At 76.9% G+C, this 11,648-nt stretch carries 8 protein-coding genes; all 8 read left to right on the forward strand.

Features of this window, described 5'->3' with window-relative positions; all coding sequences use genetic code 11:
* Positions 1-34: 34 nt before the first annotated feature.
* The 8 genes from AB0F58_RS22600 (at position 35) to AB0F58_RS22635 (ending at position 11,593) form a co-directional block, all read left to right on the forward strand.
* Complete coding sequence (locus tag AB0F58_RS22600) at positions 35-3,040, forward strand: DUF4157 domain-containing protein (RefSeq protein ID WP_357146173.1); 3,006 nt, start codon at positions 35-37, stop codon at positions 3,038-3,040.
* A 39-nt stretch (positions 3,041-3,079) separates the two neighbouring features.
* The gene (locus AB0F58_RS22605; RefSeq protein WP_357146176.1) at positions 3,080-3,565 is read left to right on the forward strand and encodes a phage tail protein; all 486 of its coding nucleotides are present in this window, start codon (positions 3,080-3,082) and stop codon (positions 3,563-3,565) included.
* A gap of 102 nt (positions 3,566-3,667) precedes the next feature.
* Positions 3,668-4,816 carry a phage tail protein gene (locus AB0F58_RS22610; protein WP_357146179.1) on the forward strand — a complete coding sequence of 383 codons (1,149 nt, stop codon included), beginning with the start codon at positions 3,668-3,670 and terminating at the stop codon, positions 4,814-4,816.
* A complete protein-coding gene (locus AB0F58_RS22615; RefSeq protein ID WP_357146182.1) occupies positions 4,813-6,741 on the forward strand; it encodes a phage baseplate assembly protein V in 1,929 nt (642 codons plus the stop codon). Before AB0F58_RS22610 ends, AB0F58_RS22615 begins: the two co-directional genes overlap by 4 nt.
* An 8-nt stretch (positions 6,742-6,749) precedes the next feature.
* A complete protein-coding gene (locus AB0F58_RS22620; RefSeq protein ID WP_357146184.1) occupies positions 6,750-7,175 on the forward strand; it encodes a GPW/gp25 family protein in 426 nt (141 codons plus the stop codon).
* Positions 7,175-9,115: a putative baseplate assembly protein gene (locus tag AB0F58_RS22625; protein WP_357146187.1), complete on the forward strand. Its 1,941-nt coding sequence runs from the start codon at positions 7,175-7,177 to the stop codon at positions 9,113-9,115. The genes AB0F58_RS22620 and AB0F58_RS22625 overlap by 1 nt, the downstream gene beginning before the upstream one ends.
* Positions 9,115-9,663, forward strand: coding sequence for a phage tail protein (locus AB0F58_RS22630; RefSeq protein WP_357146190.1), 549 nt, complete (start codon positions 9,115-9,117; stop codon positions 9,661-9,663). The genes AB0F58_RS22625 and AB0F58_RS22630 overlap by 1 nt, the downstream gene beginning before the upstream one ends.
* Entirely contained in the window at positions 9,647-11,593 is a 1,947-nt protein-coding gene (locus AB0F58_RS22635) for a hypothetical protein (RefSeq protein ID WP_357146193.1), read from the forward strand. The genes AB0F58_RS22630 and AB0F58_RS22635 overlap by 17 nt, the downstream gene beginning before the upstream one ends.
* Positions 11,594-11,648 lie beyond the last annotated feature (55 nt).

Here is an 11,648-nt window from a genome sequence, read left to right on the forward strand (position 1 = left end):
ACCGGTGGCGACGAACCGACGAAGGAGGTGGGTGATGGACTGGCCGTTCCGGCTGACCCGGTCGCGCCGCCGGCCGACCGTGGCGGCGTCCGTTCCGCCCCGGGCGGCGGTGACCTGGACGTCCACACCGGTCGGCCCCGACGGGGAGTCGACCGCCGTGGCCGAACGGGTCGTCCCGGTCGTCGCGGACCGGGGACGGCCCCCGTCGGCCGTCGTCCGCCCGGCCACGCCGGACGCCCTGGGCTGGACGAGTGTCGGAGCGCCCCCGTTGACCGTGGCACCCGTGTCGGCCATGGCCACCCTCGGCCCCGGGCGGGGGGCAGGGGTCGCCCCACCGGCCGCCCGCCCGGCCGGCGATCCCGTACCGGCCGGCGCCGTTCGGCGGGCCACCCCGATTCCCGCCGCCCGTCCGGCCGACCCGCCCCGGCCGACGCCCACCGTCGGGCCGACCCGCACCGCCCGTCCGGCCGACCCGACCCCCACCGCACCCCGACCTCCGTCCGTCACCGCCGCCGGCCACACCGGGACGGACCACGACGACGACCGGGAGACGGTGCCCGTGCCGACCGGCGGACCGGAGGGGACCCCCGACCGGTCGGCGTACCAGCAGAACCGGGACGGGACCACGGCCCGGACCGCCGCCCAGTTCGCCGCTGCCGGGCTGCCCACGGCCGCCGTCTGGCCCCCACCCGGCTTCGAGGACGTCCACCGCGCCGCGGAGATCACCCGCGCCGCGGACCCGGCCCGGACGCTGGACACGGCGCGTCCGCCCCGCCGGGACAGTGCCGCACGACCACCCGGCCCCACCGACCGGTCGCCCGACGCCGGAGCCACCGGACCCGCGCCGACCCCGGCGGACGGCCGTTCCGTCCGTCCGGTCGAGGTGGTCTCCCGCCGGGGCACACCGACCCGGGCGAAGGAGAAGCCCTCGGGCCCTCCGCCGGCCCGGACGTCCCCGTCGGACGTCGATCCGCAGGGGACGCCGAGCGTTGCGACGCCCGGCGACGCCCGGCCCCGCCCGCTGCCGCCATACCCCGCCCCGACCGGCCCGGCCCCAGCCCCGACCGGCCCGGCCCCAGCCCCGACCGGCCCGGCCCCAGCCCCGACCGGCACCGCCCCCACTCCGGCCGGCCCGGCTCCCACTCCGGCCGGCACCGCCCCCGCCCCGAGCAGGCCCGCCCCCACTCCGGCCGGCACCGCCACCCCGGCCCCCGCCGAGGTCGCCCCGATGACCGGCCCGGCCCCGACCGCCGGTCACCCCGCCCTGTCACCGGCCCGGTTCCTGACCCGGCGTACGGGGGAGCCACCGGCACCCGCCGTACCCCGGCCGGCCGGACCCACCGACGGACCGGTCGCCCCCACCGGCACCCCGCCGCCCGTCGCTTCCCCGGCCGCCGTGGTGCCGGAGCCGGCTGTCGGCTTCCCGGCCGTCGTGGTCCCGGGTCCGCCCGTCGACCCTCCGGCCAGCGGTCGGTCGCCCGGCTTCGGTCCGCCGGTTCCGGGTGCGCCGGCCGCCGGCCCGCCGGCGCCGGACGTCCGGGGCGTCGTCGACCGGACCGGTCGGGGCGACGAACCGGGCTCCCCGCCGTTGCCCGGCCCGGTCGTCCCGGGCGGCAGTGGAACGGCACCGACCTCCGGCGCGCCCGCACCGGGCGCCGCCGGCCCGCCCGCACGGCGCCCGGAAACCCCGGCCGGGCCCGCCACCGGTACGCCGGCGGTCGCGGACCCGTGGCCGGTGCCGGTCCCCGGCACCGGACCGGCACCGGCCACGGACGAGCAGGCCGGACAGCCCGTCCCGTCCGGTCCGGACGGCGGTTGGCCCCACCCGCCGGTCGCCGGGCCGGCGGGGCGTCCTCCCCGGACGCCGTCGTCGCCGCGCTCGACGACCGGCACGGTGCCGGTGGAGGACCGACCGGATCGGCTGCCGACGGTGCCGCTGCGGTACCGGGCGGTCGACCCCGGCCCGGCGACGGACCCACCCGTCGCCCCGCAGGAGTCGCCGTCCCCGGTGCCGGCCGCGCTGGTCGACGGCTTCCGGCACCGCTACGGCGTGGACGTCTCCGGTGTGCCGGTGCGCCGGGACGCGGCGGCGACCGCCCTGGTGCGGCAGGCCGGCGCGCGCGCCGCCACGCGGGACGGCGAGGTGCTGTTGCCGGCGGACGTGGGTCCGCTCGACGCGCCGCCCGCCCGAGCCCTGCTCGCCCACGAGCTGACGCACGTGGTGCAGCAGCACACGCTCGGCGGGCCGGCCCCGGCGGAGTTCTCGGATACCGGACGTGACCTGGAGGCCCGCGCGCTCGCCGCCGAGTACGCCTTCGGCGACGGCTCCGCGCCCGCCGGAGCGGGGCCGCTGGCACCCGCCGTACCGCTGCTGCCCGACGGCCCGGTGTCGGGGTCCCCGGTCGGGGCCGGCACCGCTCGGCCGAGCGGCCCGACGGGTACCCCGGTGGCCGGTGCCGGGACGACGCCGGTGCCCGGAGTGGGCACCTGGGGAGCCACTCCGGACGGTGGGTTGACCTGGCGTGCCGGCCCGCCGTCCGGATCGCCCCCGACCGGCCAGCCGGTGCAGCGGGCGCCCCTGGGCGGCGCCGGCGACGCCCTGACCGACCTGCGGGAACTGGTACGCGCGGAGGTGGCCCGGCAGGACGGCAGCGGGCCGACCGAGCCACCCGCCGGGCCGGCGCTCGACCCGGAGGTACGGGCGGCGCTGCGGGCCGAGCTCGCCGCCGCGACCGCCCCACCGGCGCTCGACCGGGGCGGTGGGCGACTCGCCGAGGTCCGCGACGCGGTCGAGCGGCTCCGCGACGAGCTGCGGACCGCGACCGACCGGGAGCAGGCGACCGTGGCCCGCCTCGGCCGGGAGGCCGCGTCGCTGCGGTCCTGGCTCAGGGAGCGGCTGCCCGGCCGCGCGGTCGACCTGGACAGCCCGGACGACCTGGAGGAACTCGCCGGCCGCCTGTACGGGCGGCTGCGGGGCCGACTGCGGCAGGAACTGCTGCTGGACCGGGAGCGCGGCGGCCGGCTGGCCCGGTTCCCCTGATCCCCGCGCACGACGACCGAGACGACGAGGAGGTACACGATGGCCGGCGGACTCTCCACCGCAGCCCGGTTGATGGGCGGCTTCTTCGAGGTCACCGGGGTCAACCACCGGTACCTCGTGGTGATCGACGACGAGCGCTACAACCTCGGTTCCTGGTCCCGGGTCTCCGGTCTCGGGGTGACCTGGCAGGTCTGCGAGTACCGCGCCGGGGACAGCAACGACCTGTTCAGCTACGTGGGCAACCCGACCTACAGCCGGATCCGGCTGAGCCGGGCGGTCTGCTTCGACTCGCAGGTGGTCCAGGAGTGGCTCTGCCAGCAGGCCCGGCGCTACCAGCCGTGCAGCGGCAGCATCCAGCTCGTCGACAGCCTCGGCATCAAGATCGTCGGTTGGGAGCTGCGGCACTTCTTCCCGGTCGGCTGGTCGGTGTCCGAGTTGGACCCGAGCCGGGCCGGCGTCGCGGTCGAGACCCTCGAACTGGCGCACGGCGGCTTTCTCGACGACGACGTCTCGTTCTCCCTCTGACCACCGACCCCGACCCGGCCGACCCGAACGACCCAGGCCCCGATTCCGCCGGCCCGACCGACCCCGACCCGGCACCTCCACCCAGACGAAGGACGGACAGCGATGGCGATCTCCCCGAGCCAGCTCGGCGGGATGCTGGGCGACCCGAACCAGACCCTCAACGGGCTGACCTCCGGCGGCCTGGCCCAGCTGTTCCGTACCGGCCCCGGGGTCCGGGCGACCCCGAAGCTCGGTCTGGCCATGCGGTTCCGGGTGACCGTCGGCGACGTGCAGCTCGGCCTCTGGAAGTCGTGCCGGGGCCTGCGCGCGGACTTCAAGCCCGAGGTGGTCCGGGTAGCCGGCGACTACGTCGGGCAGTACCACCTGCCGGGTGAGGTGAGCTATCCGCCGGTCGTGCTGGAACGCGCCGTCCAGCGGGACCAGTCCGAGCAGTTGCAGCAGTGGCTGGTCCGCGTGTTGCAGTCCTGGCAGGACGGTACCGGCGACAGCACCCGTACCACCGCCCGGATCACCCTGCTGGACGCCGACGGCGAGGCGACCGCCAGCTGGGTGCTCTACGGTGTGCGCCCGTCGTCCTGGGCCGGCCCGGACCTCTCCGCCGACACCAACCAGGTGGCGGTGGAGCGGTTGGAGCTGGTGCACGAGGGCTTCTTCCCCGACCTCCAGTCCCGGGCGGCCACGGCGACGCTCTCGTCGTCGACGCTCGGCTCGGTCACCTTCGCCTACAACCCGGCGCGGATGAACATCACCCGCTCCTCCCGGCCCAGCCAGCTCGTCGGGCAGGGCCGGAGCGTGGTGGTCGCCTCGGACAGCGCCCTGCGGGTGTCGGCGGGGGAGGTGCTCCTGGTCGGCACCGGCGTGGCCGAGGACGTCCAGAAGCTGATCGCCTTCTCCGGCCCGCCCAGCCTCGGCGACCGGGGCCAGACGCCGAACGACGCCGACCTTCCCCCGCTCACCTTCACCTGGGGACAGCTCTCCATGGAGGTCAAGCTGAGCACGCTGAACGTGAACCTCACCCGGTTCGACGGCAACGGCCAGCCGGTCCGTGCCCAGGCCACCCTGGACCTGGTCGTCTACCAGGGGGACATCTTCCCCCGGCGGGCGGGTGCCCCGGCGCGGCCCCGGTCGGTCTGGACCGACCCGGCCCAGTGGCGGCAACGGGCCGCCGCAGCCGACGTCGACGACCCGACGCGCGCCCAGGCCCGGGGTGCCGCCACCGGCGGAGCCCGGCTGCCGGGAGTACGGCGGTGACCGGCGTGGACCGGCACCACCTGCTCTGGGGTACCAGCGTGCTGCGCCCCCGGGTCACCACCGGCAGCGGCGGGCGGGACCTGCCGGAGACGGTGGCGACGCAGCTCGTCCGGGTGGTGGTGGACACCCGGACGGGCGTGCCGGACATGTTCGAGCTGACCTTCGCCGACCTGGACGACGACCTGCTCACCCGGGCGGGTTTCCAGCTCGGCACGGTGGTGCGGGTCTTCGGGCCCACCGAGGACGGCACGGCCGAGCACCGGCTGATCAGCGGTGAGGTGACCGCCCTGGAAGGGGTCTTCGCCGACCTCAGCGCGTACGTGGTGGTGCGCGGCTACACCCACGACCACCGGCTGCATCGGGTCCGCCGGACCCGGACCTTCCTCAACCAGTCCGACGCCGACATCGCCCGGCAGGTCGCCACCGCCGCCAAGCTGACCGTCGGCACGATCGGGGCGACCGGGGGCAGACTCGCCCACGTCGCCCAGGTCGACCAGACCGACTGGGAGTTCCTCACCGGCCGGGCCCGGGAGCTCGGTTACGAGGTCGGCGCGGACGGGGACCGGTTCCACTTCCGGCCGGCCGCCACCGTCCGCCGGGCCGGCGCGCCGCTGCCGCTGACCTTCCGGGGCAACCTGCGTCGTTTCCTGCCCCGGGTCACCGCCGGCAACCTCGCCCCCGAGGTGGAGGTGCGGGCCTGGGACCCGGTGGCGGCGACCGTGGTGGCGAGCCGTACCGCGACCACCGCCGACGGCGCGAACCTCGGCGCGGGCCGGACCCCGTCCGCCGCCGCCGACTCCTTCGTCCCCCGGGGTGCCCCGGCCCCGCCCCGGGCGGGCGGCGCGGCCGGCGACGTCGGCCCCGCCCCCGGCCCGCGCGCCCACGTCCTCGTCGGGCGGGGACTGCCCGTGCCGGACCGCTCCGACGGTGCGGTCCGGACGGTGGCGGCCAGCCTCGCGGCCGGGTTGGGTGGCTCGTTCGCCGAGGCCGAGGGGGAGGCCCTCGGCGACGCCCGGCTGGTCGCCGGCAGCGCGGTCCGGGTGGCCGGGGTACCCGCCCCGTTCGCCGGCACCTGGACCGTCAGCGCCGCCCGGCACGTCTTCGACGAAACCGCCGACGGGTACCGCACCGAGTTCACCGTCGGCGGCGGACAGGACCGCTCCCTGCTCGGCCTGACCGACCCCGGCGACACCGGCGGCCCGGGGTCGGGCCGGCTCGACGGGGTGGTCTGCGGGGTGGTCAGCAACGTCCGGGACCCGCAGCATCTGGGCCGGGTGAAGCTGACGCTGCCCTGGCTGTCCCCCGACCACGAGACCGACTGGGCGCCGGTGGGGCAGCTCTTCGCCGGTCCGGCGGCCGGGGCGTTCTTCGTGCCCGAGCCGGGTGACCAGGTGCTCGTCGCGTTCGAGTTCGGCGACGTGCGCCGGCCGTACGTGCTGGGCAGCCTGCCCAGCCGGCACACCGGGTACGGCCTGGACGGCGGCGCGCGGACCGCGTCGACGAAGCCGGGGGCGAGCGGCGTGAAGTCGGTCGGGGAGGCCGGCGCGGTGATCCGGCGTGGACTCGTCTCGCCCGCCGGGAACCGGCTGGTCTTCCACGACGAGGTGCCCCCCGGTGGCAAGGGACGGCCCACCGCCGCCGCCGTCGTCCTCGGCACGCCGGGCGACAAGCTCGCCCTGTCCATGGACCAGGTGGCCGGCGAGGTCACCCTGCGCTGCGCACCCGACCAGCCCGGGAAGCTGGTCATCGAGTGCACCGGGCAGACCGCCGTGGAGATCAAGGCCGGGCCCGGCGGCAGCATGACCCTCGACGGCGGCACCAGCCTGAAGCTCAAGGCCAAGACGGTCGACATCGACGGTACGCAGATCAGCATCAGCGGCACCGCGGCGACCGCCATCAAGGGCAAACCCATCCAGCTCAACTGAGGAGTGCCATGCAGGCCGACGTCATCGGCACCGGGTGTGCCTTCCCCCTGCGCGTCCAACCCCACGGCGGGCTCGCCACGGTCAGCGGAACCGCCCTGCTCGAACAGGCGATGTGCGTGATCCTGGCGACGTATCCCGGCGAGCGGCCGATGCGGCCGGAGTTCGGCTCGCGGCTGCGGGACTTCGTCTTCGAGCCGACCACCCTGGCGACCCGCCGGGCGGTGGCGGTGGAGATCCGTACCGCGCTGGAACGCTGGGAGCCCCGCGCCGAGGTCGACGAGGTCGCCGTCACCGACGACCCGGCCGGCGACGACGGGCTGCTGCGGATCGAGATCCGCTACCGGGTCCGGGGCACCGACGACCCGCACAGCCTCCACCTCGACCTGCGCACCCTGCCCGGCGAGCCGACCCCGGCCGGTACGGGGGTGCGCTGATGGCCCTGCCCGTGCCCGCGCTCGACGACCGTGGCTACGACGACCTGGTCGCCGACGCCCGTCGGCTGATCGCCGACCGCTGTCCGGAGTGGACCGACCTGCACCCGGCCGACCCCGGCGTCACCCTGATCGAAACCTTCGCCTCCCTCACCGACCAGCTCATCTACCGGCTCAACCGGGTACCGGACCGGCTCTACGTCACGTTCCTGGAGCTGATCGGCGTCCGCCTGGTGCCGCCCACGGCGGCCCGGACCACGGTGACGTTCTGGCTCTCCACGCCGGCCCGCGCCACCCAGGTCGTCCCGGCCGGCACCCGCGCGGTCACCGTCGCCGACGGCGACGACCCCCTGGTCTTCACCACCCTGACCGACCTCGTCGTGCCGCCGTGCACCCTGACCCACCTCCGGGTCCGGACCGCCGACGGGACCACCGACCAGACCGCCGCCCTGGAACTCGGTGGCCCGGTGACCGCCTTCTCCGCCGTTCCACAGCCCGGCGACGAACTGCTGGTCGGCCTGGACCGGCCGGTCGGCGGCTGCGCGGTGCGGTTGGAGTTCGAGGGCCGGGTGGACGGCGTGGGCGTCAATCCGCTGCACCCGCCGCTGCTCTGGGAGGCGCGGGTGGCGGACGGCTGGCGGGGGTGCGAGATCAGCCTGGACGAGACCGGCGCGCTCAACCGGCCCGGGACGATCCTGCTGCACGTGCCCGAGGGGCACCAGGCCACCCTGGTCGACGGCGTCCTCGCCGGTTGGCTGCGGGCCCGGGTGGTGGAGCCCGAGGCGGGACAGCCGGCGTACAGCGCCTCCCCGGTGGTGCTCGGGCTGGCCGCCAACACCGTCGGCGGCACCACCGACGCGGTCCACGCCGACCTGGTCGAGGACGAGGAGATCGGCGAATCGGAGGGGGTTCCCGGCCAACGGTTCCGGCTCTCCCGTACGCCGGTGCTGGTCGATCTCGGCGACCCGGTGCTGGAGGTCAGCTCGGACGAGGGCTGGCAGCCGTGGACGCCGGTACGGCACTTCGCCGGCAGCGGCCCGGACGACCCGCACTTCGTGCTCGACGGGGTGACCGGCGAGGTGGTCCTCGGCCCGGCGGTCCGTCAGCCCGACGGGACGCTGCGCCGGCACGGTGCCGTACCGCCGGGGGGCAGCCGGCTGCGGCTGCGCCGGTACGCGGTCGGCGGTGGCAGCCGGGGCAACGTCGGCGCGGGCGTGCTCCGCGCGCTGCGCACCAGCGTCCCGTACGTGGCCGGGGTGGAGAACCGGCACCCGGCCAGCGGCGGGGTGGACGGGGAGACGCTGGACGAGGCCCGCCGCCGGGGCCCGCTCACGCTGCGCAGCCGGGACCGGGCGGTCACCGCCGAGGACCACGAGGTGCTGGCCCGTGAGGCCGCACCCGAACTGGCCCGGGTGCGCTGCGTGCCGAGCGACGGCGACGGCCCGCCGGTGGCCCGGATCCTGGTGGTCCCGGCGGCACCGGCCGAGCGGGGGCGGCTGCGGCTGGAGGACCTGATCCCGGCCGAGCGGAGCCTCCGCCGGGTGGCCGAGCGGCTCGACGAGACCCGGCTGGTCGGCACCCGTGTGGTCGTCGAGCCGCCCCGCTACCGGGGGGTGACCGTGGTGGCCCGGGTGATCGCCCGGCCCCGGGTCCGGGTGGACCGGGTCCGCGACGAGGGTCTGGCCGCCCTGTACGACTTTCTCAGCCCGCTGCCCGGCGGCGGGCCCGACGGGCGGGGCTGGCCGTTCGGTCGCCCGGTGCAGGCCGGTGAGCTGTTCGCCGTGCTGCAACGGGTCCGGGGCGTGGAGCTGGTGGAGGACCTGCGGCTGTTCGGGGCCAACCCGGTCACCGGTGAGCGGGGCGGCGAGTCGGGCCGGATCGACCTGGAGCCGGACAGCCTGGTCTTCTCCTTCGACCACCAGCTCCGGGTGGAGGAGCACTGATGCGCGGTCTCGTGGACGTGCCGATGCCGTACCCGATCGCCGGGTTCCTGCCCGCCCTCTTGCAGGAGGACGACCTGTTGGTTCGCTGGACCCGGGGGCTGGACGAGGTGCTCGCCCCGGTGGTGTCCACCCTGGACTGCCTGGACGCGTACCTCGACCCGTGGCTGACCCCGCCGGACGTCCTGCTCTGGCTCGGCGAGTGGGTCGGCGCGCACCTGGACGAGAACTGGCCGGTGCGGCGGCAGCGGGCGATGGTGGCCGCCGCCGTCACCGTCCACCGGATCCGCGGCACGACGGCCGGGCTGCGCGCCGTGCTGGAGCTGGCCACCGAGGGCGAGGTGGAGATCGTCGACCCGGCCGGGGTCTCCTGGTCGACCCGGCCCGGGTCCGACCCCGACCCCGCCCCGCCGGCCCGGGTGCACGTCCGGATCCGGGCGGACGACCCCGAGCGGGTCACCCGGTCGGCCCTGACGGACCTGATCCGTGCGGCCGTACCGGCCCACGTCACGACGACCCTGGAGGTACTCGGCCGTGATCGTCTGTCGTGAGTGCGGCAACCACAACGGGGACGCGGACACGTTCTGCGGCTCCTGCGGCAGCTTCCTGGAGTGGACCGGCGAGAAGACCGCGCCGAAGGTCGTCGCGGAGCCGGAACCCGAGCCGGAGCCCGCCCCCCGACAACGACCGGGCCTGCTGCAACGCCTCGCCGGGGTGATCGCCCCGGCGCCGGGTGGCTCCGCGGTCGACGAGGGAGTGGTGCGGGTCTCCGACGGTGCCGGGCGCGGTGTCGGAGGCGGCCCCGGGCTGGGCCGCCCACCCGGGCTGGCGGGGGGCCCGACCGGACTCCGGCCCGGACCGCCCGGCCTCGGTCGGCCGGGTGCGCCGCCCGGCCTGCGGCCGGGTCCACCCGGCGCGCCCCGCCCCACCCCGCCGGGCACCACAGGACCGGCGGTCCCGCGTACCGTCCCGCCGGGTACCGGTCCGCGTGCCGTCCCGCCGGGTACCGGTCCGCGTGCCAACCTGCCGGGTACCGGTCCGCGTGCCAACCTGCCGGGTACCGGTCCGCGTACCGTCCCGCCGGGTACCGGTCCGCGTACCGTCCCGCCGGGTACCGGTCCGGCCGGCCCACCTGGTACCCGGCCCCCGGGCGTGGCGGCTCCGCCCCGCCGGCTGCCACCACCGCCGCCCGGGGTGTCCAACGCGCGGCTGCCCCGACCGGTCGAGCGTCCCGCCGGGCCCCGACTCGGGGTGCCCACCACCCCGCCGGCCGGCCCGGTCGGGCGCGGGACGGAGACCTCCGGGGACGACGCTCCGGCCCCGCCGCGCCGCCCGGCGGCGATCGCCCCCGAGGGCGAGGACCCCGACGCGCCGGACGACGGTGCCCCCGGAACGGCCGCGTCCGGAGCGCCGGCCGGTCCGGACGTCGCCACCGCCGCCGACGCGGCCGACGCTCCGGACGGGGACGTCCCGGCGGCCCGTCCCCGGCGGGCGCTCGCCGCGCCGCACAGCAGCCCGCTGGTGGCGACCGGCGGAGACGCCGACGGTCCGTCCGCCCGGACGACCGGCGGTACGTCGACGCGTCCCCGGGCCGGTGGCTCCGCCGACGCCGAACCGGAGGAGGTGACCCCGCAGCCGGTCCGGCCCCGGACCACCACCGTCGGCCGGCGTGCCGCCACCCGCCGACTCGAACCGGGCGACCTGATCTGCGGCGAGTGCGGCGAGGGCAACCCGCCGACCCGTCGGTTCTGTAGCCGTTGCGGCGACTCGCTGCGTACCGCCGAGGTGGTCCGCCGACGGTGGTGGCAGCGGCTGCTGCCCCGGCGCGGTCCGAAGGTCACCGAGGCGGGTACCCGGCCCGGCACCCCGGGCGGCGGCTCGGGCACCGGTGCCGGTGGGGTGCTCCAGAGCATCTACCAGCGGGCGAACGCCGTCGCCGCGGTCGTGCTCTTCGCGCTCGGCATCGCGTACCTGATCTATCCGCCGTTGCGGGAACGGGTGAACGCGGTGGTGCTGCCGCCGGTGCGCGACGCCCGTGCCTGGGTCGACCGGAAACTGAACCCCCGGTTCGTGGCGGCCCGGCCGGTGGAGGTGACCGGCAGCGAGTCGGTTCCCGAGCACGGCCCGGACCTCACCGTCGACCAGTACCGCAACACGCACTGGCAGGTGCGCTGGGACGCCGACCGGCCGGCCACGGTGACCCTGCGCTTCGGTGCCGAGGTCGACCTGGAACGGCTCATCGTCATCGCCGGCACGGCGGAGGACTACACCGCCACCCACCGGCCGGCGAAGCTGCACCTGGTCTGGTCCACCAACCGTTCGGACACGCTGACCGTGCAGGACACCGGCGAGCCGCAGACCCTCACGCTGACCGCCGCCAAGAAGGTCACCAGCGTGCAGATCCAGGTCACCGACGTCTACCGGGCCGACAAGGGCACCGACGTGACCGTCAGCGAACTCGAGTTCTTCGCCCGGGAGTGACACCGCTTTCCGACGCGGCCCGCCGCGCCACCCCGACCACCACCGCCGGTCACCC

It is taken from the genome of Micromonospora sp. NPDC023956 (genome assembly GCF_040639195.1).
Taxonomy (GTDB): Bacteria; Actinomycetota; Actinomycetes; order Mycobacteriales; family Micromonosporaceae; genus Micromonospora.

Coding starts and splice junctions, on each gene's coding strand:
- AB0F58_RS22600 (WP_357146173.1), top strand. CDS start 35: ATGGACTGGCCGTTCCGGCTGACCCGGTCGCGCCGCCGGCCGACCGTG.
- AB0F58_RS22605 (WP_357146176.1), top strand. CDS start 3,080: ATGGCCGGCGGACTCTCCACCGCAGCCCGGTTGATGGGCGGCTTCTTC.
- AB0F58_RS22610 (WP_357146179.1), top strand. CDS start 3,668: ATGGCGATCTCCCCGAGCCAGCTCGGCGGGATGCTGGGCGACCCGAAC.
- AB0F58_RS22620 (WP_357146184.1), top strand. CDS start 6,750: ATGCAGGCCGACGTCATCGGCACCGGGTGTGCCTTCCCCCTGCGCGTC.
- AB0F58_RS22625 (WP_357146187.1), top strand. CDS start 7,175: ATGGCCCTGCCCGTGCCCGCGCTCGACGACCGTGGCTACGACGACCTG.
- AB0F58_RS22630 (WP_357146190.1), top strand. CDS start 9,115: ATGCGCGGTCTCGTGGACGTGCCGATGCCGTACCCGATCGCCGGGTTC.